This window comes from Pseudomonas sp. CFII64 (genome assembly GCF_000416235.1).
Taxonomy (GTDB): domain Bacteria; phylum Pseudomonadota; class Gammaproteobacteria; order Pseudomonadales; family Pseudomonadaceae; genus Aquipseudomonas.
Map to the genome: position 1 here is coordinate 17480 of NZ_ATLO01000010.1, position 24559 is coordinate 42038.

Below are 24559 nucleotides of genomic sequence, written 5' to 3' on the forward strand. Positions count from 1 at the left end.
CTCATGAATTTTGTGATCGAAAACTGGGGGTTCATCTCCAAAGGCTTGTGGATGACCTTGCGTCTGGCGCTGGTCATCCTGCTGTTCACCTCTGTCATTTCAGCGGTGTTCGGCGTGCTGGCGACGCTGCGCAGCCCGCTGTTGCGCCTGGTGATCCATGCCTATGTCGAGCTGTTCCGTTCGATTCCGCTGATCGTCAACGTGTTCTTCATCTTCTTCGGTGCGCCGATGATGGGCCTGGACCTCAGCCCGTTTGCGGCGGTGGTTACCGGCCTGACACTTTGGGGCAGCGCCAACGGCATCGAAATCGTGCGTGGCGGTCTGGAATCGGTGGCCCGTCACCAGTGGAAAAGCGCCTGGGCGCTGGGGCTGCGGCCTTGGCACATCTATCTGTACATCATCGCGCCGCAATCGATGCGGGCGATTCTACCGGCCTTCACCGGCCTGCTGACCATGCTCGTGCAAGCCACTTCACTGGGAGCGCTGGTGGGTGTCGGCGAGTTTCTCAAGGTCGGCCAAATCATTATCGAGCGCTCCACGGTCATGACCGGCGTCAGTCCGGCGTTCACGGTCTATGGCGTGGTGCTGCTGGTTTATTTCGTTATCTGTTCGGCGCTGACCTGGCTCAGTCGTTATCTCGAACGTCGCCTGGGTCGCCCGGTGACGCGTCCAACTCATTCAGAGGTTTGATCATGCAGGAATCCAAAGTCAGTCGTCGCTTGAAAGAAACCACCGCGCCAGAGGTCAACGAATACATTTATCAGCCGCGCCTGGAAGGCTTTGCCCAAGGGTTTGTCAACCTGGGTAACGTCAACAAGGCGCACATTGTGATGCTCGCCGAACAGGGCCTGATTCGCCATGAACATGCCGCCGTGCTGGCCAAAGGCGTACTCGACATGGAAGCCGCTGGCCCTGACGCGGTGACGCTGGACCCGTCCCGGGAAGACGCGTATTTCAACTACGAAGCGCATTTGATCGAGCAGATCGGCACTGATATTGGCGGTCGTCTGCACACCGGGCGCAGTCGCAACGATATCCTTGCCACCCTTGACCGGCTGCGTTGCCGGGAAGTGCTGCTCAATCTGGTGGACTTGCTGCATCAGGTGCGCCAGACCGCGCTGAGCAATGCCCGCCGGTATGCCGAAATCGTCATGCCGGGCTACACCCATCTGCAACCGGCGCAACCCATTACTTACGGTTACTACCTGTCTGCGGTGGAGCAGGCCTTGCAGCGCGACACCCAGCGCTTGACGCAAACCCTGGACGCCATGAATCAGAGCCCGCTGGGTGCCGCGGCATTCGCCGGCACGCCATTCGCCATCGACCGCACGCGCACGGCCGAACTGCTGGGTTTCGACGGCTATCTGGACAACGCGCTGGACGCGGTGGGTTCCCGGGATTTCATTCTGGAAAGCTTGTCGCACTTGAGTTTGCTGTCAGTGTTCTGGAGTCGGGTAGCTCAGGATTATTTTGTCTGGAGCACCCATGAATTCAGCCTCATCGAGTTCCCGGACAGCGTTGCGGCGACTTCCAGCATCATGCCGCAGAAGAAAAATCCGACGGTGCTCGAATACCTCAAAGGCCGCACCGGGCATATCGTCGGCCTGTTGATGGGCGCGAGCATCACGGTCAAGGGCAGCAATTTCTCCCACACAGGGGACGCCAATCGCGAGGGCACGCGAGGTTTCTGGGAAGCCGCCGAGGAAGTGCAGCGTTGCCTGAAGCTGCTGGATCTGGTGCTGCGCACGGCGACGCCCAACACGCAACTGGCCGCGCGCCGTGCCGGTGAAGATTTTTCCACGGCGACCGGGCTGGCCGACCTGATCGTGCGCGAAGCCGACCTGTCGTTTCGCGAGGCGCACCATGTGGTGGGCGCGGCGGTGCGCATGGCCATGGATGCCGGGCTCTCGGCGCATCAGGTCGACACGACCATGGTGGACATGTGCGCGGTTGAACAACTGGGACATCCGCTGAAATTGTCCGCCGACAAGGTGCGCGAATGCCTGGATCCTGCCGCCAATGTGCAATCCCGTGCTTCGGCGGGCGGGCCGTCGCTGGTTGCGCTGGTGCCGAGCCTGGACAAAGCCGACGCGCGGATTGCCCGCGAACGCCAGGCCAATCAAGCGCGTCGCGACCGGTTTGCCGCCGCCGATGATCGTTTGCAGGCCGCAACGCGCCTTCAGGCTGGCCTATGAGCGCAATGCTGACAGTGCGCGATCTGCGCAAACGTTTCGGTGAACATGAAGTGGTCAAGGGCGTCGACCTCGATGTGGAGGAGGGCGAAGTGGTGGTGGTGATCGGGCCGAGCGGCTCGGGCAAGTCGACCTTCATTCGCTGCCTCAACAGCCTGGAAGAGCCTTCGGGCGGCACCGTGGTCATCGATGGCGGCGCGGCAACGCAGGCCGGGGACCGCAAGGCGCTGGCGAAATTGCGTGAAGAAGTCGGCATGGTCTTTCAGGACTACACGCTGTTTCCGCACATGACCGTGCTGGCCAACATGACCCTGGCGCCGGTCAAGCTCAAGCGGATGTCCAAGGCCGAGGCCCGGGAAAGTGCGTTGCAGCTGCTCGACCGCGTCGGCTTGCGCCACAAAGCCAACGGTTATCCGTCGGAATTGTCCGGCGGTCAGCAGCAACGCGTGGCCATTGTGCGCGCCCTGGCGATGCGTCCGCGCCTGTTGCTGTTCGACGAGCCCACTTCCGCCCTGGACCCGGAGACCGTCGGCGATGTGCTCAACGTCATGAAGGGGCTGGCCAAGGAAGGCATGACCATGATCGTCGTCACCCACGAAATGGGTTTTGCGCGGGAAGTGGCGGATCGCGTGGTGTTCTTCGACAGCGGGCGCATCATCGAGCAAGGTCCGCCGGAGCAGATTTTCTCCGCGCCACGGGAAGAGCGCACCCGGCAATTCCTGAGTTCGGTGCTGCGCTGACCCTCAGCCTTTGCGCTTATCCCTTGCGATAGGTGGTACTCAGCTTGCGCGCCAGCTGGATGAAATTTTCCAGCGGCGCGGGCGGGTTGAAGGTGCGACACACCAGCGTCAGCGGCGCGAGCAAGCGTGGCCGGGCGTCGAGAATCCGGCAGTACACGACGCTTTCCCGGTGCACATCCTTCATGGACGCCGGAACAATCGACACCCCGGCGCCAGCGGCCACCAGGCTGACGTTGGTCAGCATGCGCTCGACCTCGAAAGCGATATGCGGATCGAAACCGGCGTTCCGGCAGGCCTTGATCAGATTCGCGTACATGCCCGGTGCGCCGGGGCGACGTACCAGGATGAATTTTTCGTCCTTGAGGGCGTTGATGGAAATTTCCGGCATCTGCGTCGAGGCGTCCACCTGAGCGAGCAGTGGGTGGCGCACCGGCAAAGTCAGAAGCATTTCTTCGTTATGCAGACGATGAAACTGGATGCTCTGATGCTGTCCTACAGGTGCGCGCAGGATGCCTACATCGAGACGGCCTTCGATGGCTTCTTCAGTCAGCTCTCGGGCACTGCCTTCCTTCAACGCCACTTCGACGCCGGGATAACGCTCGCGATAGGCACGGATGATTTGCGGGATCAGCGGATGCGTGGCGGCTGAGCTGGTGAAGCCGATGATCAGCGTGCCTTCGATGCCATTGGCAACCCGCGAAGCCTTGAGCGCACCTTGCTCGACACGGGTCAGAATGTCCTGGGCTTCGGCAAGAAATACCAGCCCGCCCGCCGTCAGATCGACGCCCTTGGGATGGCGTTTGAACAACTCGAAGCCCAGTTCCTGTTCCAGCGCGCGGATCTGCTGGCTCAGCGGCGGTTGCTGCATATTCAGGCGCACCGCTGCACGGGTGAAATGTCGTTCTTCGGCCACCATGACGAAATAACGCAGATGTCGAAGTTCCATGTTGGTATATCCTGTGCCAAGACTTATTATTGCGGGCCGGCCAAAAACAGATTATGCCGAGGTTCATTCCACGCGTGGCTACTATGGCTGAAGCCGAGACATTGCGACAATAACAATAATATTTTTTGTGGCGGAGCCTCGATGCCTGTCAAGCTTCTCAAGAATGCGACCCTGCAAATCCTGCTCGCCATTAGTTGTGGCGTCCTGTTGGGATTGCTGCGTCCGGATCTGGCCGTCTACATGAAACCGCTGAGCGATGGTTTCGTGAAGTTGATCGGCTTGCTGATGCCTTTCATCATGTTCCTGCTGGTGTGTTCCGGAGTGGCGAGTCTGCACCAGCAAGTCAAACATGTGCGACTGGTGCGTAAGGTATTTGTTTATTTTCAGATGATGTCGATTGTTGCGTTGTTGTTGGGGATGGCCACAGCGCTGTTGTTCAGTTTGGATACAACGACGGCGCAGCTCTTTCCCGCGCGTTTTGTCGAAGCGGCGGCGGCACTTGCCAACCCGGCGACACCGGCAAGCGAGTTGTTTGGCGAATTCTCCCTGGCAGAGGTTTGGTCCAGTATTTACCGGGCTTTGGCGCAGAATCTGGTCCTGCAGGTCATGCTGCTGGCGGTGATTTCGGGGCTGCTGTTGCCTCGGGTCGGGCCGGTGGGGAAAGTCTTGCAGGGCCGTCTGGAAGTCGCGATCAGTCTGTTGTTTCGAGTATTACGCCTGATCTTGAAGTTTGCCCCGGCTGCTGCATTTGGTGCCATGGCATTTACTGTCGGTAAATATGGCGTGGTGTCAATTCTTCCCTTATTTAAATTCGTGCTGGTCATGTATCTGGTGTGCGCGCTATTTGTCGTGTTTATTCTGGCAAGTATGGCCCGAGCAGTCGGAATAAGTTTGTGGCGCTTGACCGTTTATATCAAGGAAGAACTGTTGCTGGTGACGTTCACTGGCGCATCGGTGGCGGCAATTCCGGGGCTGATCAGCAAGCTGGAACACTTGGGTTGTGATCGACAAGTTGTGCGTCTGGTGTTGACCACTGGCTACACCTTTAACTTGAGCGGATCAAATATTTATGTCACCACCTCGGTGATGTTTCTTGCCCATCTGGCAGGACTGGAGCTGAGCAGTGTGCAATTGATCGGTGTGTTGCTGATCTGCATGCTGACGTCATTGGGTTCGACCAGCGTCGCCGGCTCGGCGTTTTTTACCCTGATCGCCACCTTGAATATGCTGCATGTCATTCCTCTGGAAAGCGTGGGTCTGCTGCTAGGGGTTGAGCGCCTGATGAAATGTCGATCCCTGACCAACGTGCTGGGCAACTGCGTCGCGTGTCTGGTCATCTGCTGCTGGCAGCGCTCCATTGATCGGGTGGCGTTGCGCCAAGGGTTGGCGGCTGGCTCCTGAATATCCATCGACCGGTACAGACTGTGTGAAAACTACTGCGCTCGGCAATACTGCGTTAAAAACAGGCGGAAAATGCTCATTTAGAACACCTAGACTCCGCTTTTCCGCCTGTTTTTGCCTTGTCTTGCCTTCGCTCGTGACGTTTTCACACAGTCTGGGTAGGAGGGGACTTGTCCCCGAATGCGATGGTCCTGACAACGAAAATCCGCAAGGTTAACGCTGCCTGTGCTACCGCCTTTCGGGGACAAGTTCCCTCCTGCGAAACCGTATTTAACTAGTTCTTCGAATCCAGCAGCTTCTCGAACGCGCGGTCCAGATCGCCGTCGGCCTGGGTGATTTTCTGGCGGCGTTCCTGCAACCAGCCCTGGTCTGCGGACAGCGTCTTACGCGCTTCGTTGAGCATGCGTTGCACTTCCTGTGGCTGCGGGCCGCCCGTGCCTTTGCGGGTCTTGACCATGTTTTCCGGCGACAGCGCGGCGCGGAATTCGGCTTCGTCCAGAGGCAGCGTGTTGGGCGTCCAGCTGTATTTGTCAGCGGCCTTTGCGTAGAGCTTCTGTGCATCGGCAAACGGGAAGGTCTTGGGTGTCGTGCCGTTGTCGCGAGCTTCGGTGACGATCAGCGACGCAAAGCTGTGACCGATGCGGAAAGGCACTTTGTGCTGGCGTTCCAGGGTGTCGGCCAGTTCCATGGAAGTGGTCCACTCCGATTCAAGCTCTTCCAGCGCTCGTTGCGGGTTGACCTGCAAGGCGTCCAGCACACTGTTCATACCGTCGAACATGTCCTTGGTCGAGGTGAACAACCCCAGGGAATCGAAGGCGAATTTGTAGTCGGTCATGCCGGTGGTGACGTTGTGCGCGCGCAAGGTCACGGTTTGCGCGAGGCCGACCACATCCGAAGCCGATTCACGGGCGCGCATCAACAGGCCGGGGTTGCGTTTCTGCGGCATGGCGCTGCTGGTGTAAGTCGAACCTTCATCAAGCAGCAGCCAAGGGCGGATCTGGTGATATTGCGTGTGGATGTCACCGATCATGGCGCCGACCCGGATCGCCGAGGACGACGCGATATTTGCCGCTTCCAGCGGGATGTCGTAGGTCGAGACCTGGCTGGAGTCCAGGGAGTTTTCCCGCACACTATCAAAGCCGAGCAGCTGCGCCAGACGTTCGCGGTTCAGCGGGTAAGCCGAGTTCGCCAGCACCGCCGTGCCCATCGGGCTCTGATTCAGACGTGTGTACAGCTCGCGGATGCGTTGGCCGTCACGGTCGAAAGCGGCTTCAAAGGCCAGCAGATAGTGGGCGTAGCTGATGGGCATGGCCTGCACACCGTTGGTGTACGCCGGGACCAGGGTGTCGACGTTTTTCGCGGCCAGGTCCAGCACACGCTGACGCGTCGAGTTCAAGGCATCGGCATAGGCCAGCACCTGAAAGCGCAACTTCGCCAGGCGGTAAGTGGCGAGCATGTCCTGACGGCTGCGGCCGGAGTGAATCAGTGACGCTTCAGGGCCGATCTTGTCGGTCATGATCTGTTCAAGCTGCAACACATCGCTGGGCTGCTTGCCACCCGGTTTGTCCGCCTGATCAATGGCGAAGCGCACACCACCGGCAATCTTGCGGCCCATTTCCGGCTTGACGATGCCTTCCTCGGTGAGCATCACGATTGAGGCTTTGTTGATGCGGTTCAGCCAGGAAAACTGGCTTTCGGATTTATCGCCTTTGGCCTGGGATTTTTCCACCGAGGCGCCGATTTTTTTGGCCTGGGCGGCGCATTGTTCGGTGGTGCTGCAAGGAACATCGGCCGTGTTCGCGGCATAGGCGCCGTAACTGGCGCTCAGGACATAAGCCACGGCCAGGTGGATCAGGGTTTTTTTTGTGTTCATTCGGGGCTCCGTTCCCGACGAATGTCGGGAATTTCAAGGCGTGTTAGCGATTGATTGGGGTCACAACAGCGGCAGCGTGTAACTGACAATGAAGCGGTTCTGGTCGATGTCATTGCCGCTACCATTGCTGCGATAACTGCCGTTACGCCATGTCACTTCGAGGTTCTTCAACGGCGAGCTCTGGAACGCGTAGCTGATATCGGTATTGCGCTCCCACTCGGTGCCTTCCAGGGTCTTGGTGCGGGCGAAGTTGTCGCCCTTGAGGTAGCGGGTCATGAAGGTCAGGCCGGGAATGCCGACGCTGGCGAAGTCGAAGTCATAACGCGCCTGCCAGGATTTCTCGTCGGGGTTGGCGAAGTCCGGGGAGATCATCACGTAGTTGACGAGGTACGAATCGGTGCCGTCCAGGTGCGGGAATCCGGTTTCACCTTTCATGCTTTGCCAGGCCGCGCCGAACGAATGCCCGCTGATGCGATAGGTGAAACGCGCGCCGAGTGCCTGGTTATCGATGTTGGTATTGCCGTCCTTGCTGGAGTCGGCGTAACGCAGGTCAGTCTTAAACGACTGGGATTCGCCGATGGGCAAGGTGTGGACGATATTGAAGATATGTTGCTTGTAGTTCTTCTCCAGTCCGCCGTAGTGGTAACTGGTGGTGAGGGTTTTGTCCCAGGCATAACTGGCGCTGGCGAAGTTGAATTGATCGCTGGGCACCGCGCCTTTGACGCCCTTGGCCGATACCTCGATATCGTCATGGCCGCTGACATTGCGCAGGGTATTGCTGGTCAGCTGTCCGGCATTGAGGGTCATGCGGTCGATGTCGGTGGACGTCACTTGTGCGCCGCGAAAGGTCTGCGGCAACAGACGACCGTCGTTGGGCAACACGGTGGGCAGCTTGGGGATCAAGGTGCCGACGCGCAGCACGGTTTTGGAAATCCGCGCCTTGCCGGTCACGCCGCTGCGGCCATAATTATCCGGGGCTTTTTCGTCGCCCACTGGCAGCAGGCCCGAGTTCTGGCGGTCCGGTCCGGAGTCCAGCTTCAGCCCAAACAAGCCCATGGCATCGACGCCAAAACCCACCGGGCCTTCGGTGAAACCCGATTCGTATTTGAGGATCAGGCCCTGAGCCCACTCGTCGCGCTTGGACTGGGCGGCGCCGTCCTGACGATAATCGCTGTTGAAGTAGAAGTTGCGCAGTTCGAGTTCGGCTTTGCTGTCTTCCAGAAAATCCGCTTCGGCCATGTTCGGCAGGGCGAGAGACAGACCGAGTACAGCAGTCGTGAAACCTAGAGCAGAAGGGGATTTGTGCATTGTTATTCCCGGCGTGTAGCCTTTATTTTTAGAATTATTGCCGCGCGTCCACTCATCACAGCGCGCGGTTTCCAAAGGCTAATGCTTGCAATCGGGAATTAAAAATATATAGAAAGTTGCTGTTCGAGACGTTTTAGATATGGTCTTGGGTTTGCCCCTCAATATCCCTCGCTACGGTCAATGGTGCCTGGCATGAACTCGCCGCGTTGATGGCGGCGGATATTGGCCAGCAGCACTTCGAATGCCGTCTGCGGTGAGGTCATCGCGCCAATGTGCGGGGTCAGCCAGATGCGTGGGTGTTGCCAGTAAGGATGGTCAGCTGCCGGTGGTTCGTCGTTGAGCACGTCGAGAATCGCCCGATCAACCTGGCCTGACGCCAGCGCATCGAGCAGATCGGCTTCCACCAGATGCCCGCCGCGCCCCAGATTGATCAGCTTTGCGCCTTGGGGCAGGGCAGCCAGCAGCTCGGCATTGATGATGCCCCGCGTGTCATCGGTCAGCGGCAACAGGCAGATCAGCACATCGCATTGATTGAGAAACGGCTTGAGCTGCGCCTGTCCGGCAAAGCACTGCACGCCGTCGATGGTTTTGGCCGAGCGTGCCCAGCCGCTCAGGGCGAAGCCGAACGCCTGCAGGCTTTGCAGCACCGCAACGCCCAGATTGCCCAGACCCATCACGCCAACGCGGCGTTGACTGGCCGGCAGCAGCGGCCGGTTTTGCCATTGCTGCTGGCGTTGCTGATCCAGGTACAACGGGATCTCGCGGTGCAGGCTCAACACGGCAAAACAGGCGTATTCGATGATGCCTTGGGCAATGCCGGGGTCGAGCATGCGCACCACGTCGATATGCGGCGGCAGTTCGCTCAGGTCGAACTGATCGACGCCCGCCGAGGTGGCGAACACCACTTGCAGGTTGGGATAAGTGCTGTGCAGCGCCTTGGGCGCGATCCACGAGGCGAAATAACGCACGTCCGCCGGATCACCGTCATCGGATTCCAGACGCACGTCGATGTCTGGCGCATGGTGCTGGAACAGGGATTTCCAGACTTGGCCGCGTGCATCGTCGATCTTGAACAGCAGGGTCATGGTGGTTCTCACAGCGCTGAAGTGAGCCATGAAGATGCCTGATTCGAGCGCAACAATCCCCCGTTTCTCGTTTGGCAAACGGGAGATTGCGCTTTATTTCAGCGCTCGCAGGCCGCTGCGATGGCCTTGCCCAAGGATTCGGTGTTGCCGGTGCCGCCGATGTCGGCAGTCAGCGGCGCGTTTTCCGGGCCCATGGCCAGGACTGTTTCGATGGCGGCCAACACTTCGGCGCCCGCTTCGGGATGGCCCAGGTGTTCGAGCATCATCGCGCCGCACCAGATTTGCCCGATGGGATTGGCAATGCCTTTGCCGGCGATGTCGGGCGCTGAGCCGTGGACCGGTTCAAACAGGCTCGGGAAGTGCCGCTCCGGGTTGATATTCGCCGAAGGCGCAATGCCAATGGTGCCGGTGCAGGCCGGACCGAGGTCGGAAAGGATATCGCCGAACAGGTTGCTGGCCACCACCACATCGAACCAGTCCGGGTGCAGGACGAAGTTCGCGGTGAGGATATCGATGTGGTACTTGTCCACCTTGACTTCAGGGTATTTCTTGCCCATTTCCACGACGCGTTCATCCCAGTACGGCATGGTGATAGCGATGCCGTTGGACTTGGTGGCCGAGGTCAGGTGCTTCTTCGGCCGGCTCTGCGCCAGCTCGTAGGCGAACTTCAGGATGCGATCGACGCCGATGCGGGTCATCACGGTTTCCTGGAGGACGATTTCCCGTTCGGTGCCGGGGAACATCTTGCCGCCAACGCTGGAATACTCGCCTTCGGTGTTCTCGCGCACCACCCAGAAATCGATGTCACCGGGCTCGCGATTGGCCAGCGGTGCCTTGACGCCGGGCATCAGGCGGCACGGCCGCAGGTTGACGTACTGATCGAACTCGCGACGGAACTGCAACAGCGAATCCCACAGGGAAATGTGGTCCGGCACCACATCCGGCCAGCCCACCGCACCGAAATAAATCGCGTCATAGCCCTTGAGAATTTCGAACCAGTCGTCGGGCATCATCTTGCCGTGGGCCAGGTAATAGTCGGCGCTGGCGAAATCGAACCAGTCCCATTGCAGCTGCAGATTGTGGTTTTTGGCGACCACATCCAGCACGCGGACGCCTTCGGGCATCACTTCCTTGCCAATACCGTCGCCGGGGATCACTGCAATTTTGTAGTGGGGCTTGCTCATGTGTTCGTCTCCAGGGGATTGATCAGCGGATGCGACTCAGTGTATGCAGTGTTTCTGAATTAATAATTGGCCTTGAACGAAAGCCATTCTTAGATTTAAGGAAACAATCCCTTGAGCATGATCGACGACCTGGCGTTCTTTCAGCAGGTGGCGACGCGCGGCAGCCTGACGGAGGTCGCGCGCCATATGGGCTTGTCGCTGCCGGCAGTGAGCAAACGCTTGAGCCTGCTTGAGCAGCGATTGGGCGTGCAATTGCTGCAACGCACCACCCGCCGCTTGTCGCTGACGCCCGAAGGCACGCTGTATCTGGACGGCGGCCGACCGATCCTGCGCCAGCTCGAAGAACTGGAGAGCGCGCTGAGCAGTCGTCAACCGACGCTGCATGGGCGCTTGCGCATCAATGGCACGCTGGGATTTGGCCGTCGGCATCTGGCGCCCGTGGTGTCGAGCTTTGCCCGATTGCATCCCGAGCTGGAGATTTCCCTGGAATTGACCAGCCAGCCGGTGAGTCTGCTGGATGATCAATTCGACATCGGCGTGGGCATGGGCGAGCCGCCTGATTCAAGGCTGATCGGTATTCGGCTGCTGGAAAATCCGCGCATTCTCTGCGCCGCGCCGCGCTATCTGGAAAGCATGTCCACGCCGCAACAGGTTGCGGACCTGGTCCGGCACAACTGCATCGTCCTGCGTCAGTTCGGCAGCGACTATGCCATCTGGCGTTTCCACAAGGACGGCGTTGACTACGCGCACAAGGTCAGCGGCACTTTGTCGAGCAACGACGGCGAGGTCACGGTCGGTCTGGCGCTGGAGGGTCACGGCCTGATTCTGCGTTCGCGTTGGGATGTTCAGGAGCATCTGGAAAGCGGTCGCTTGCAAGCGCTGTTGGAGGATCATCAGGCACCCAATGGCGATATCTATGCGGTTTACCAGCAACGTCGCCATTTGCCGCAGCGGATTTCGGTGTTCACTCATTACCTGGCACAAGCATTGGCCAAGCGCCTGCCGTTCGCTGCGCCGATACGGTAGAAGCTGCTTTCTGGCGAGGTAAATATGCGCGTTTGTACTTGCTGGGTGAGTGCATCATTCAAAGCAAGCCCAGGATCGTTGGAGCGTGGCGTGCCCGCGAAGCGATATTCAGCTATGCCGCTTCGCGAGCAAGCTCGCTCCCACACAAGTTCGCGCCGACGTGGAGAGGTCGTTCCCGAGATTTGTTTTATAACCTGAAGTTATGCTCTGTCTGACTATTCGTTCATTGTCGACTCGGGATCAGCTCTTGTAACGTCCTGCCGTCCCGCTCGGTAAAACAAAAAAATCAGACCTGAGCACGCAAGCCATTGCCAGGATTCAGTCGAGGTTTTTTGAAGCTGCCGAATTAATCTACGTTCAGGATGATTTGCCATGAAAACCTTGTCCCGTGGTTCAGTCTTATCCCTGTTGTGTCTGTCGGTAGCCTGCTCGATCCCCGCGATGGCGGCCGAGATTACCTTCGTTTCCCAAGGCGGGACTTATCAGGAGGCGCAGACCAAGGCGATCCTTGATCCGGCTGCGAAACGCCTGAACATCACCGTCAAACAGGACAGCGTTCCAGACGCATGGCCGATGGTCAAAGCCCAGGGCGAGACGAAAAAACCCTTGTGGGACGTGATCGACACGCCAACCTCCAACTGCATTCGCGGCGGCAAGGAAGGTTTGATCGAGCCCCTGGACCTGAGCAAGATGCCCAACGCTCAAGGCATGCCCGCGGCCTACCGCACACCCTGGTCGGTTGCCTACGAGTTCTATTCGTCGGTACTCGGCTACAACAAGAAAACCCTGAAAAAAGTGCCGCAGAGCTGGGCTGATTTCTGGAACGTCAAAGAATTCCCCGGCACCCGCGCCTTGCGCAATGACCCGATGGGCACGCTCGAAGCGGCTTTGCTGTCTGACGGCGTGCCTCGCGACAAGCTTTATCCGCTGGATGTGGATCGCGCTTATAAACGCCTGCAACAGATCAAGCCGGATATCGCTGTGTGGTGGAGTTCCGGCGGCCAGTCGGCGCAGCTGCTCAATGACGGCGAAGTCGACATGCTGATGATCTGGAACGGACGCGCCAGCGCCGTGCGCAAGGATAACGCCGACGTGGAGTTCACCTACAACGATGGTCTGTTGCAGAACACCCAGTTATGCATCCTCAAGAATGCGCCCAACTATGCAACGGCCGTGAAGTTCGTCAACGAAGCGGTGTCGCCGGATCTGCAGGCCAATCTGCCGCTGTATATCGACTACGGTCCGGGTAACCCGGCGGCGTTTGCCACTGGCAAGATCACCGCTGAACGGGCCAAGGAACTGCCAAGTTCGCCAGAGAATGCCGCGAAGCAGGCGCTGCTTTCCGAAGAATGGTGGTCGTCGCCGGCCGGCATCGCCGCCAAGGATCGTTGGTTGCAGTTCGTTCAATAAAAGACTGGGCGGCCCATGATCGACTACCTGATTCTCGGCGGCGGCAGCGCCGGTTGCGTGCTGGCCGCGCGGCTCTCGGAAAACCCCGACCACAAGGTATGCCTGGTGGAAGCCGGGCGCGATATTTCTGCCGGGGACATGCCGGCAGCGATTCGCAGCCGTTATCCGGGCCGGGCTTATCTGGACGTCAACAACATCTGGAAACGGCTGGTCGCCAGAATGGCTGGCCAGCCGCTGGCCACGCGGCGCTATGAGCAGGCGCGGATTCTCGGTGGCGGTTCGGCAATCAACGCACTGATGACCAATCGCGGCGCTCCGGCTGACTATGACGAATGGCAGCAACTGGGCGCCGACGGCTGGAACTGGCAAAGCGTGCTGCCGTATTTTCGCAAGCTGGAAACAGACTGCGATTTCAGTGGCCCGCTGCACGGTTCACACGGCCCCGTCAGAATTCGGCGCACGCCCGAGGCCGCGCTGTCACCTTTCGTTAACGCGGTAATCAATGCCCTGGCCGAACGCGGCCTGGTCCGCAAGGCGGATCAGAATGGCGTGTGGGAGGAGGGCGTGTACGCCGGGGCCGTCGGCGTCAGCGAACAGGGCGAGCGCATCCCGACATCGGTCTGCTACCTGACCGATGAAGTGCGTCAGCGGCCCAATCTAACCTTGTTGACCGACACCGTTGTCGATCGAGTGCTGATTGAAGCGGGCCGGGCCACGGGTGCGCGGCTGCTCCGCCAGGGCGGCGCGGTCGAGCAGGTCATGGCCCGGGAAGTGATTGTCTGCGCGGGTGCGATCCATAGCCCGGCAGTGCTGATGCGCAGTGGAATAGGCCCGGTTAATGAACTGCTCAATCTGGGCATTCGTCTGGTGGTGGATCGTCCGGGTGTCGGCGGTAATCTGATGGAGCATCCGTCGATTGCCGTGTCCGCGCTGCTGGAAAAAGCCGGACGCACGCCATTCAAGGACGAGCATCACGAACAGGCCATCGTGCGCTTTTCGTCCGGGCTGGATGACACCGTTGCCTGCGACATGCATGGCGCGATCCTGTCACGCTCGGGCTGGCATTCGGTGGGCTATCGACTGGGGACGATGTTCTTCTGGGTCAATAAATCCTATTCCCGGGGCCGGCTGCGCCTGGTTTCGAACAATCCTCTGGACGAACCTGAAGTGAGTTTCGAGATGCTCTCGGACCCGCGCGATCTGGAGCGTCTCAAGCAGGCATTGCGTTTGGGGGCCAACACCTTGCGGGCACCTTCAATGCGCAGCGTGCGCAGCGTGGTATTTCCTTCCAGCTACTCGCCTCGGGTGGCGAAAATCGCCATGCCGGGCTTGTTCAATGCCGTGCAGCGCGGGTTGTTGAGTGTGTTGCTGGACATCGCCGGCCCGCTGCGCAAGGCGTTGATTCACGGCCTGGTGACTCAGGGCGTAACCCTGGACAAGCTCCTGGCCGACGATGTGGTGCTGACCGAGTTCGTGCGCAAGAACGTCGGCGGCACCTGGCATCCTTCCGGCACCTGCCGCATGGGGCGCAGCGATGATCCGACAGCGGTCACCCTGGGTGACGGGCGGGTGATCGGCGTCGGCAATCTGCGGGTGTGCGATGCGTCACTGATGCCATCGATTCCCTGTGCCAATACCAACGTGCCGACCATCATGATCGCCGAGCGTATTGCCGATCTGATCAAGGCCGAAGCTATGAGCAGTGCAACGCAAAAGACCGCCTGATCAGGGCGGTCTTTTGCTTGACGGGCCATCAGCTCAAGGCTGGTAGCCGATGATGCCCTTGACTTCCAGAAACGCTTCGAGCCCCCATTCTGCATATTCGCGACCATTGCCGGACTGTTTGTAGCCGCCGAATGGCGCGCCCGCGTCCCAGGCCGGATGGTTGATAGAGACGCTGCCGGCCCGCAGTTGCAGGGCAATGGCTCGTGCCCGCTCGATACTTGCCGATTGCACGTAAGCCGCGAGGCCGAACACGCTGTCATTGGCCATGGCGACCGCCTGCTGTTCGTCGGCATACGGCTGGATGCACAGCACCGGTCCGAAGATTTCATCCCGGGAAATAGTCATGTGCGGCGCAACCCCGGCAAAGATCGTCGGCTGCACGTAATAGCCTTGATCAAGATGTTCGGGGCGGCCCAATCCGCCGCAGACCAGCCGCGCGCCTTCATCAATGCCAATGGCGATCATGCGTTGAATCGCCTGGTACTGCCGCTCGCTGATCACCGGGCCCATGGTGGTCTGCGGATCTTCTGGCGGGCCGAGACGACAAGCGCTGGCGGCGCGATGCGCGATCTCTACCGCCTGATCATGCAAGGACGCTGGCACCAGCATGCGGGTCGGCGCATTGCAGGATTGACCGCTGTTGCCGAAGCAGGAATTGACCCCGGAGGTTACCGCGCTTTCCAGATCTGCGTCATCCAGCAGGATATTGGCCGACTTGCCGCCCAGTTCCTGATGCACGCGCTTCACGGTCGGCGCCGCAAGACGGGCGACTTCGACTCCGGCGCGGGTCGAGCCAGTGAAGGACACCATGTCGACATCCGGGTGACCGGCCAGCGCCGCCCCCACAGTCGGGCCGTCGCCGTTGATTAAATTGAACACCCCGGCAGGCACGCCTGCGTCGTGCATCACTTCGGCGAATAACAGCGCGTTCAGCGGCGCGATTTCGCTGGGCTTGAGCACCATGGTGCAGCCGGCGGCCAAGGCCGGTGCGACCTTGCAGACGATCTGGTTGATCGGCCAGTTCCACGGCGTGATCAACGCCACCACGCCCACCGGCTCGAAATTGATCAGGGTCGAGCCGCGCATTTTCTGAAAGGCGAAGCCGTCCAGGGTGCGCAACAGTTCCTGGAGATGGCGCTTGCCGATCCCGGCTTGCCAGTCGTGAGCGAGACTTTTCGGCGCGCCGACTTCGAGCATGATTGCTTCGGCAATGTCGTCGTAGCGCTTCATGAACGAGGCCAGAATCGCTTCGATCAGCTCTTTGCGCTCAGGTATTGAAGTCCGCGCGAACCCCGCAAATACGCGTTTCGCAGCGGACACGGCGGCGTCCACGTCAGCCTGATTGCCCAAGGCAATCTCGCCGAACGGTTGCTCGGTCGCCGGGTTGATCACCGGCATGCGACTGCTGGAATGCGGTTCGACCCAGCCACCATCGATATAGAACTTGAGCGCGTTGTGCATGGGGAAAGTGCTCTTGTGCAGGCGAATTAAAAGGAGCGGCACGCAAGCTTGTTCAAGCAAAAAGCATGGCCGTTTCCTCGCAAGAATAAGCCGGTATTTTTCATTCCGGCAATTTACTAATAGTTGTGTCAGGCATAAACTCAGATTATGTCTAACCTGCGCCGCAAGCTCCCCAGTTCCAGCTCATTATTCGTCTTCGAGGCGGCCGCTCGCTGTGGCAGCTTCACTCGGGCGGCGGATGAACTGTGCGTCAGCCAGCCTGCGGTCAGCCGCATGTTGTCGCGGCTCGAAGAACACCTTGGCGTGCAGCTGTTCGAACGGGTGCGCGGCGGCGCCAGACTGACCGAAAGCGGCAGCATCTTGTATCGCCGGGTGCAGGAAGGCTTCAGTACCATCGAGTCGGCGATCAGCGAAATCGAGTCCCGGGCCACGGGCATTGAAACCGTTACGCTGTCGGTTTCCACGGCATTCACCACGCACTGGCTGATGCCGCGCATGAGCCGCTTCAACGAACGCTTTCCGACCGTGGACATGCGTTACCAGTTGATGTCGGGGCGCATCGGCGGACCTCTGGTGGATGTCGATCTGGGCATGCGTTATCTGGACGCCGGCAGCGTCAAAGACGCGGATTTGCTGCTTGTTCCGGAAATCACCCTGCCGGTGTGCAACGCTTCCTACCTCAAGAACGTGGTGAACGGCAGCAGCCAGAAATGTCCGCCAACGCTGATCAATATGGACAACCAGGACCGCAGTTGGGCCGAGGACTTCGCGGCTCCCGGCCGCAGTGACAACGCCCTGGTATTTTCCGATTACGCCGTGGTGGTGCAAGCGGCCTTGCTCGGGCAGGGCGTTGCATTGGGCTGGTTGAACGTGGTTTCCCACTGCCTGGTGAAGGGCGAATTGCTACCGGCTGCCGAGCATGTGCGGGTTGCCTCGCGGCGCTGCTGTCTGGTGTCGCCGAGCAACCGTCCGGTGCGCCCGGTGGTGGAAAATGTCCGCGACTGGATCGCCGAAGAAATGCGCGATGACCTCATTAAAATTGACGCTCTGTATCCGCATCTTGGCCTGGCGGCATTGGTCGATTTAGGCGAATGAGAGCAGGTGTGCCGCGAACAGTAAAAAAACAGTAGGTTATGCCCTGAGGTCAGGTCAAAACAGAATATTTCGTGGGAAGACGGGGTCGATAATTGAGCCCAGACAGCTTCACCCTCATGACCTATCTTGCGGAGCGCCTTATGTCATTCAAGCAGTTCAAAGCCCTGACGTTCGACGTCGTCGGTACCCTGATCGATTTCGAAGCCGGAATCCTGAACCATGTGCGTGAAGTGGCGGGCGATGCCGGCAAGGCGTGCAGCGATGACGACCTCCTCAAGGCCTATCGCGAAGCCCGCGCCAACCCGGATTCGGGCTGGTGGCCAGACGATCTGGAACGTTGCTACCACTTGATGGCCGCCAAACTCGGCCTGCCGGATAACGACGAGTACGCCAAAGGCCTGAGCCTAGCGGTGAAAAACTTCCCGGCGTTCCCGGATTCGGTCGAAGCCCTCAAGCGTCTGCACAAGCATTTCAAGCTGGTCGCGACCACCAACTCGCGGATCTGGGCGCTGGACTACATGGCCAAGACGCTGGAAGAACCTTTCGACGTGCGCGTGACGGTCGATGACGTGCGTTTCGAAAAACCTGATCCGCAGTTCTTCGCCTACACCCGTGGCGTGCTTGCGACCCAAGGCATCCTGTTCGAAAACATCCTTCACGTTGCCCAGAGCCAGTATCACGACATCGGCGTGGCCATGCGTCTGGGTTATCAGACCTGCTGGATCGAACGCCGCTTTGCCCAGAAAGGCTCCGGCGGCACGCTGGAGTCCGAACACACCAAACCGCACTACCACTTCACGTCCCTGGCGCAACTGGCCGACGCGGTCGAGAAAGAACTGGGCTGAAGCAGTCCGGTAGGAGGGGACTTGTCCCCGAAAATCAAACAACATACAGCCATCGAATTGAGATGTTCGTTGGAGCGAGGCTTGCCCGCGAACCCGGCAACGCGGTGGGCCAGATCCACCGCGTTATCGTTCTTCGCGGGCAAGCCTTGCTCCAACGAATTGCATTCCATGACATGAGGCCGGCGATGACTCCTGACAGTTTGTGGGCGGCAACCGCCCGACCCGCGCCCGCGCTGCAATCCTTGGAGGGAGAGCGGCGTTGTGACGTGGTGATCATCGGCGCGGGCTACACCGGTTTGAGCGCTGCGCACCATATCGCGCTCAGCGGGCGCGAACCGTTGATCGTCGAGGCCAATACCCTGGCCTGGGGCGCCAGCGGGCGTAACGGCGGGGTGGTTTCACCGAAATTCCGGGTCGGCTTCTCGACGCTGATGCAGCGCTTTGGCCGTGATACGGCCTTGCAGATGTATCACACCGGTTATGCCGCCGTGGACAGCCTGGTGGAAATGGTCGACAGCCTGGGGCTCACTCATGCGCAGTTGCACATGGGCGGGCACATTGCTGCGGCGCACAATGCCCACGCGTTGGCCGGGCTTGAATCCACTGCAAACTGGATCAAGCGCGAAACCGGCGGCAGTTCGTCAGTGATGATCAGCGCCGAACAAGTCCGGGAAATGACCGGCTCGACGATCTTCAGCGGTGGACTGTTGACGCCCAAAGCGGGTGGCATTCATCCGCTGAACTACGCCCGAGGCATCGCCCAGAGCCTGCATGATCGCGGGGTCAAGCTCTACATCAACAGCCCCGCGCAACAGGTGCGCAGGGAAGGCGAGCACGTTGTCGTGCAGACGCCGCAAGGTCGGGTCATTGCCAAACAGGTGATCTACGCCACCAACGGCTATTCCGATCAGACCAAGGCCACCGACACTCTGCATCGCCGGTTGATTCCGTTTCGCAGCGCAATTATCGCCACCGAACCGCTGCCGGCGCATATCCTCGCCGGCATCATGCCGGGCGGTCAGGTGTGCGGCGACACCAAACGCATGCTGCGCTGGTTCCGGGTCATCGGCGATCGGCTGATTTTCGGCGGGCGCGGTGCTTTCGGCAAAGGTGACTCGGACAGCGCCTTCAACGATTTGCAGCGCAGCATGGGCGTGGTTTTCCCGACGTTGCGTGAGCAGAAAATTGCCTATCGCTGGTCGGGCCTGGTGGCCATGACCCTGGATTACCTGCCCCATGCCGGCCAGCTTGACGAACGCAGCTTCTACGCCATCGGTTACAACGGCGGCGGCGTAGCCATGTCGACCTGGATGGGTAAACAACTGGCAGCCATGACGGCTGGCGAAAAAGTCGAGCTGGGTTTGCTGGCCGGCGATCATTTCAACCCTATTCCATTGCATGCTTTTCGCGCACCAGGCGTTCGTCTGGCGGCCGGTTGGCAGCAATTTCTGGACATCATCGGCCGATGAGCCGTGGCGAGCGCAATTCCATGCCTGAGATTCTGCATTACCCGATCCCCCACACCCGTCGCCAGTTGCCCCGTGCCGCTTTTGCCCTGCACAACGATCCGCTGGCGGCCGGGCGCACCGTGCATTATCACGATTCGAAGCAAGGCTATGCCGTGGGCGAAAGCGTCAGTGTCGGCGCCAATCTGCTGATTGAAGATTTCCCCTGGGTCGAACTGGGGATCGTCGAAGCGGGCGAGCTGAGCCTGCGCGGTGACGGCTTTGATCTTGAACTCAAGGCCGGGGACTGCTTTGTGGTGCCGCGCGGGGTCAAGGTCCGTTGGCAGCATCGGGGTTTGTTACGTCGGGTATTCATGGCGTTTCCGGGTCTGGCACCCGGCAATGACATGCCGGCGCGTCCGGTGAAAATCGATCTGCTGTCGACCTTGCAGAGCTGCAGTCCTCCGGCGGCCAGCGTGCTGCTGACGCCGGCCCCGCAAGCCTGGAGCGCCGAAGCGTTCAGCACCTCAAACTTGCGCATCGGCCTTTGGCAGTGCGAGCCGTATGCCCGTAAACAGGTCGAACCGGGTTACAGCGAGTTGATGTACATCCTGGAAGGCAGCGTCACCCTGACATCGGAGCGCGGACTGGCCAATCGTGTGAAAGCGGGGGAAGTCGTCGTGGTGCCAGCGGGTGCGACCAACGCCTGGAGCAGCGAAGAGACCGTGCGCAAGGTGTATTGCATTCTAGGTTGAAGCGCGATTCGCTATTTTGCACGACGGCCGTAGGACCGGCTTCAGCCGGGAGAGCGCTCTCCCGGCTGAAGCCGGTCCTACGGTTGTCTCCAGCGGTTAAACCGCTCTGACCAGACTGCGCAACGGCACGGTACTTTTGATCACCGGCGACTTGATCACGATGTAACTGAAGTATTTCTCGATGCCGATGTTCTTGTCGAGGATCGATTCCATCAGTTCCTGATAATGCTGAATGCTGCTGCACAGGAAGCGCACCAGATAATCGTAGCCGCCGCTGATCAGGTGGCATTCCAGCACTTCGTCGATATTGCGGATGCTCGACTCGAATTTCACGAAGTCCGAGCGCTTGTGATCGGAAAGGGTGACTTCGGTGAACACGGTCACCGAGTTGGCGAATTTGGCCAGGTTGACGTGAGCTTCGTAACCGCTGATGTAACCGGCCGACTCAAGACGTTTGACCCGTTGCAGGCAAGGACTGGGGGACAGGCCCACGGCTTCGGCGAGGCTGACATTGGTCATGCGTCCGTCTTTCTGCAATTGGACCAGGATGTTGATGTCGATACGATCAAGCTTGGTTGCAGCGTCCATAGTTCAGTCCTCGCAATTTCGAATCTGGGCTCGTGTCGTCAGGCGTGCAAAGCCTTCTGATGCGCGTGGACCAGGTCGGCAAGGCTGGCGTATTCACAGCGTTTGCCGTCCAGCGCCTGAGGTGAGTTGTTCCAGGGCTGGCCATGATCGCGGCGCAAGGTACAAACCGGAAAGTCCACACGTTCATTCCACGGATCATCTGTTTCGGTACTGCGCACCGGTAACATCTGCATGCGCTCCAGCCCCAACCCTTGCAACGCCGTGTCGAGGCTGGCGTGCCAGTCATCGCTCTGTGGCTCGATGATCGCATCGAAAACCACCGGCAAGCGGCGCAGCAGCGAGCCCACGTCAGTGCCGTGGGGTGGGGCGATGAGTATCAACCGGTAGAACTTGCTCAGGTACTGCAAGGCTCCCGGCGCGTCTTCAAAAATCGGCCACTGGGATGAGGAGCTACTAAACGCAACACTCTCGTCCCAGCCGGGAGTGACATGCAATTGATGCGCCAGACGTTGATAGAGTTGCCCCTGAAACGCACTCGGGCTGATATCAGAACCAGCGGCCGTCAGTTCGTCGGCCATGTGTCGATAAGCCATCAGCAACTGATCGTCGCTGGTGGTCGTAGCGCTCTGCACTGCCAAGGGTCGCAGGCCGTCGAGGATGCCCCGTTCCCGATCAACCAGAGTGCCGAAGGAAAACCCCAGCGCCTGATATTGGGTGACTTTCATGGTTCGCTCCTGAGTGATTCGTGGCGGTCCTTCACGTGCAAACGCCCGACGTTCAGGTCGGGCGAACGGCGGGTCAGGCTCCGGCGGCGGCCAGTGCGCTGTCGAGCATCTGCAAGGCTTCTGCCACTTGCGCGGGGCTGGTCACCAACGGCGCGAGAAAGCGCACCACGTTGCGATGCACGCCGCACTTGATCACCAGCAGGCCAGCATCGCGGGCGTGGTCGATGACGGTTTGCGCCAGAGCCGCGTCCGGGCTTTGCCGGGCGTCGTCGGCGACCATTTCCATGGCCTGCATGAAGCCCAGACCGCGCACGTTGCCGATTCGTGGATAGCGTTTCTGCAAGGCCAGCAAGCCTTCGTGCAGCTGCGCGCCAAGGGCTTCGCCTTTGGCCAGCAGGTCTTCTTCTTCAAAAATCTTCATCACCGCGAGCGCTGCTGCACACGCCACGGCGTTACCGCCATAAGTGCCGCCCAGGCCACCCGGAGTGGGCGCGTCCATCATTTCTGCACGCCCGACCACGCCGGACAACGGCATGCCGCCAGCCAGGCTTTTCGCGACCGTCACCAGGTCGGGTTTGATGCCGGCATGCTGGAAGCCGAACATCGTGCCGGTACGCCCGAAACCGGTCTGGATTTCGTCGAGAATCAGCACGATGCCGTGTCTGGTGCAGCGTTCGCGCAGGGCCTGGAGAAATTCCTTTGGCGCAGCGAGAAAGCCGCCATCGCCTTGCACCGGCTCGATGAGGATCGCTGCCACGCGGTCTGGCGCAACGTCGGTGGCGAACAGTTCGTCGAGTTCCGCCAGGGCGTCGTCGCTGCTGATGCCGCGATAGGCGTTGGGGTACGTGGCGTGATAGATCTCGGCGGGGAAGGGCCCGAAATTCTGTTTGTACGGCTGGCTCATGCCGGTCAGGGTCACGCCCAGCAAGGTGCGGCCGTGGAAGCCGCCACGAAAGGAAATCACCCCCGTACGATTGGTGTAGCCCCGGGCGATCTTGATCGCATTTTCCACGGCTTCGGCGCCAGAGGTAAACAGCACGCTTTTGTAGTGCTCGTCACCGCCGATCATGGCGTTGAGGCGTGCGGCCACTTCGATATAGGTTTCGTAGGCAACCACCTGAAAACTGGCGTGGGAGATGTCCCCGACCTGGCTGCGTACCGCTTCAACGACGCGCGGATGGCTATGACCGACGTTGAGCACGCCGATGCCGCCGACGAAATCCAGGTAACGCTTGCCGTCCACGTCCCACAGTTCTGCGCCTTGGGCACGGGCGGCGACCACCGGGTGAGCGGTGACGATACCGCGCGGAATGTGCCGTTCGCGCAGGGCAAGCAGGCGTTGGTTTTCAGTCAGTGCAGAATTCATCTCGATCTCCATGTGCGCCGGGCTCGGCAAGTGATGTGCTCAGGATAAGGATTGGTCGCGGGTGACAAGCGCTGAACTTGGCGCAGGCAGTGCTGTGATCGACTGTTTTGCAGGCGGGTTACGAAATATTTCGCTGTTGGTAATTGGACAGGGCAAACGCGAACCGTAGGAGCGGCTTCAGCCGCGAGAACGTCCTCCCGGCTAAAGCCGGTCCTACGGTTTGGGATTGCGGATCTAAACCACCGCCCTCGGCACCACGATGGTGTCTTCCGGGTGCAGACGCATGGACATCAGCGCGCCAATCGGCGGCAGGCTGAGGTTGCCTTCGTGGTGGCTGGGCTGGCGCAGGCTGACGGTAGGACCGCCTTCCAGGTCAACGAACACCTTGAGGCTTTCGCCCTGAAACACGATGTCCGAAATCCGCCCGCGCAGGCGGTTCCACTCGGGGCCGGCGGCGTCGCTGTCAAGCATGAGTTTTTCCGATTGCAACGCCAGGAACAGGTCGCCGGAGGCCGGAACCGGGCGCGTAGTGCGCAGTGCCGTGCTGCCCAGCGACAGGCCATTGCCGGCGCTGCGTTGCAGCGGCACGAGGGTACTTTCGCCGATGAAGCTGGCAACGAAGTCATCGCTGGGATGATCGTGCAGGCGACGCGGCGTATCGACCTGCACCAATTGGCCGCCGCGCATGATCGCGATGCGGTCGCTCATGGTCAGGGCTTCGCGTTGATCGTGGGTCACGTAGATCATGGTCGCGCCCAGGCGCTTGTGCAGGGCGCGCAGTTCGATCTGCATGGTTTCACGCAGTTGTTTGTCCAGCGCTGAAAGCGGTTCATCCATGAGGATCAGCTTGGGTTCGAAAACTATCGCCCGGGCCAGGGCGACGCGCTGGCGCTGGCCACCGGAAAGCGCGGCAATCGAGCGTTCTTCGTAGCCCGACAGTTCTACCGTCGCCAATGCCTGTTTGACCCGGTCGCGGCTTTTGCTGGCGCTTTCGCCCCGGGCGCGCAACGGGAAGGCGACGTTTTCGCCAACCGTCATGTGCGGAAACAGCGCGTAGTTCTGGAACACCACGCCGATTTCGCGCTTGTGCGGCGGCATCAACGTGACGTCGCGCTCACCGAAATAAATGCTCCCGGAGCTGACCCGAATGAAGCCGCCGAGAATACTCAGCAGCGTGGTCTTGCCCGAGCCCGACGGGCCGAGCAGCGACATGAACTCGCCAGCCTCGACCTTGAGGCTGACATTGTTCAGGGCCTTGAGGCTGCCGTAGTCCTTGCAGACCTGATTGACGCTGACCGATTCAAAACCTTCAGTGAAATTCATGAAGCGTCTCCTTTGCAGGGCACCGAAGCTGTCGGCGTTGCTGCTTGCAATGTGAACACAGCCCTG

General features: G+C 60.0%; 21 protein-coding genes. 11 read left to right on the forward strand and 10 right to left on the reverse strand.

The annotated features are described in order from the left end of the window. Positions 1-3: 3 nt before the first annotated feature. Genes CFII64_RS04995 through CFII64_RS05005 form a run of 3 tightly spaced genes read left to right on the forward strand, consistent with a single transcriptional unit; the run spans position 4 to position 2932 of the window. Positions 4-690 carry an amino acid ABC transporter permease gene (locus tag CFII64_RS04995; protein WP_020289679.1) on the forward strand — a complete coding sequence of 229 codons (687 nt, stop codon included), beginning with the start codon at positions 4-6 and terminating at the stop codon, positions 688-690. A gap of 2 nt (positions 691-692) precedes the next feature. Further along, entirely contained in the window at positions 693-2195 is a 1503-nt protein-coding gene (gene argH / locus CFII64_RS05000) for an argininosuccinate lyase (protein WP_020289680.1), read from the forward strand. Beyond that, positions 2192-2932 carry an amino acid ABC transporter ATP-binding protein gene (locus CFII64_RS05005; RefSeq protein WP_020289681.1) on the forward strand — a complete coding sequence of 247 codons (741 nt, stop codon included), beginning with the start codon at positions 2192-2194 and terminating at the stop codon, positions 2930-2932. The genes argH and CFII64_RS05005 overlap by 4 nt, the downstream gene beginning before the upstream one ends. A gap of 16 nt (positions 2933-2948) precedes the next feature. On the opposite strand, the gene CFII64_RS05010 is transcribed toward CFII64_RS05005, so the two are convergent. After that, positions 2949-3878, reverse strand: coding sequence for a LysR substrate-binding domain-containing protein (locus tag CFII64_RS05010; RefSeq protein WP_020289682.1), 930 nt, complete (start codon positions 3876-3878; stop codon positions 2949-2951). Positions 3879-4019: 141 nt separating this feature from the next. On the opposite strand from CFII64_RS05010, the gene CFII64_RS05015 reads away from it, so the two are divergent. Beyond that, positions 4020-5279 carry a cation:dicarboxylate symporter family transporter gene (locus tag CFII64_RS05015; protein ID WP_020289683.1) on the forward strand — a complete coding sequence of 420 codons (1260 nt, stop codon included), beginning with the start codon at positions 4020-4022 and terminating at the stop codon, positions 5277-5279. A gap of 274 nt (positions 5280-5553) precedes the next feature. On the opposite strand, the gene CFII64_RS05020 is transcribed toward CFII64_RS05015, so the two are convergent. The 4 genes from CFII64_RS05020 to CFII64_RS05035 form a co-directional block, all read right to left on the reverse strand. Next, positions 5554-7152 carry an argininosuccinate lyase gene (locus CFII64_RS05020; protein ID WP_020289684.1) on the reverse strand — a complete coding sequence of 533 codons (1599 nt, stop codon included), beginning with the start codon at positions 7150-7152 and terminating at the stop codon, positions 5554-5556. A gap of 60 nt (positions 7153-7212) precedes the next feature. Next, entirely contained in the window at positions 7213-8460 is a 1248-nt protein-coding gene (locus CFII64_RS05025) for an OprD family porin (RefSeq protein WP_020289685.1), read from the reverse strand. Positions 8461-8618: 158 nt separating this feature from the next. Then, on the reverse strand, positions 8619-9545 hold the full coding sequence (locus CFII64_RS05030; RefSeq protein ID WP_020289686.1) for a glyoxylate/hydroxypyruvate reductase A: 927 nt from the start codon (positions 9543-9545) through the stop codon (positions 8619-8621). A gap of 98 nt (positions 9546-9643) precedes the next feature. Beyond that, the gene (locus CFII64_RS05035; RefSeq protein WP_020289687.1) at positions 9644-10729 is read right to left on the reverse strand and encodes a tartrate dehydrogenase; all 1086 of its coding nucleotides are present in this window, start codon (positions 10727-10729) and stop codon (positions 9644-9646) included. A gap of 111 nt (positions 10730-10840) precedes the next feature. Between CFII64_RS05035 and CFII64_RS05040 the strand changes: the two genes are divergently transcribed. The 3 genes from CFII64_RS05040 (at position 10841) to CFII64_RS05050 (ending at position 14890) form a co-directional block, all read left to right on the forward strand. Beyond that, on the forward strand, positions 10841-11755 hold the full coding sequence (locus CFII64_RS05040) for a LysR substrate-binding domain-containing protein (RefSeq protein WP_020289688.1): 915 nt from the start codon (positions 10841-10843) through the stop codon (positions 11753-11755). Between the two features lie 372 nt (positions 11756-12127). Next, positions 12128-13165 carry an ABC transporter substrate-binding protein gene (locus CFII64_RS05045; protein WP_020289689.1) on the forward strand — a complete coding sequence of 346 codons (1038 nt, stop codon included), beginning with the start codon at positions 12128-12130 and terminating at the stop codon, positions 13163-13165. 15 nt (positions 13166-13180) lie between these two features. Then, on the forward strand, positions 13181-14890 hold the full coding sequence (locus CFII64_RS05050) for a GMC family oxidoreductase (protein WP_020289690.1): 1710 nt from the start codon (positions 13181-13183) through the stop codon (positions 14888-14890). 33 nt (positions 14891-14923) lie between these two features. Here CFII64_RS05050 and CFII64_RS05055 read toward each other — a convergent pair whose 3' ends face one another. Then, positions 14924-16351, reverse strand: coding sequence for an aldehyde dehydrogenase family protein (locus CFII64_RS05055; protein ID WP_020289691.1), 1428 nt, complete (start codon positions 16349-16351; stop codon positions 14924-14926). 147 nt (positions 16352-16498) lie between these two features. Between CFII64_RS05055 and CFII64_RS05060 the strand changes: the two genes are divergently transcribed. The 4 genes from CFII64_RS05060 to CFII64_RS05075 all read left to right on the forward strand — a co-directional run bounded on the left by CFII64_RS05060 (position 16499) and on the right by CFII64_RS05075 (position 20491). Next, entirely contained in the window at positions 16499-17446 is a 948-nt protein-coding gene (locus CFII64_RS05060; RefSeq protein WP_020289692.1) for a LysR family transcriptional regulator, read from the forward strand. A 140-nt stretch (positions 17447-17586) separates the two neighbouring features. Then, a complete protein-coding gene (locus tag CFII64_RS05065; protein WP_020289693.1) occupies positions 17587-18291 on the forward strand; it encodes an HAD-IA family hydrolase in 705 nt (234 codons plus the stop codon). 185 nt (positions 18292-18476) lie between these two features. Next, on the forward strand, positions 18477-19760 hold the full coding sequence (locus tag CFII64_RS05070; protein ID WP_084488236.1) for an FAD-binding oxidoreductase: 1284 nt from the start codon (positions 18477-18479) through the stop codon (positions 19758-19760). Between the two features lie 20 nt (positions 19761-19780). Further along, the gene (locus tag CFII64_RS05075; RefSeq protein WP_044901195.1) at positions 19781-20491 is read left to right on the forward strand and encodes a cupin domain-containing protein; all 711 of its coding nucleotides are present in this window, start codon (positions 19781-19783) and stop codon (positions 20489-20491) included. 96 nt (positions 20492-20587) lie between these two features. On the opposite strand, the gene CFII64_RS05080 is transcribed toward CFII64_RS05075, so the two are convergent. The 4 genes from CFII64_RS05080 to CFII64_RS05095 all read right to left on the reverse strand — a co-directional run bounded on the left by CFII64_RS05080 (position 20588) and on the right by CFII64_RS05095 (position 24493). Then, positions 20588-21079 carry an Lrp/AsnC family transcriptional regulator gene (locus CFII64_RS05080; protein ID WP_020289696.1) on the reverse strand — a complete coding sequence of 164 codons (492 nt, stop codon included), beginning with the start codon at positions 21077-21079 and terminating at the stop codon, positions 20588-20590. Between the two features lie 38 nt (positions 21080-21117). Next, complete coding sequence (locus CFII64_RS05085; RefSeq protein WP_020289697.1) at positions 21118-21804, reverse strand: 2-haloalkanoic acid dehalogenase; 687 nt, start codon at positions 21802-21804, stop codon at positions 21118-21120. A 73-nt stretch (positions 21805-21877) separates the two neighbouring features. Then, on the reverse strand, positions 21878-23170 hold the full coding sequence (gabT, locus tag CFII64_RS05090) for a 4-aminobutyrate--2-oxoglutarate transaminase (RefSeq protein ID WP_020289698.1): 1293 nt from the start codon (positions 23168-23170) through the stop codon (positions 21878-21880). Between the two features lie 234 nt (positions 23171-23404). Next, on the reverse strand, positions 23405-24493 hold the full coding sequence (locus CFII64_RS05095; protein WP_020289699.1) for an ABC transporter ATP-binding protein: 1089 nt from the start codon (positions 24491-24493) through the stop codon (positions 23405-23407). Positions 24494-24559: the final 66 nt, after the last annotated feature.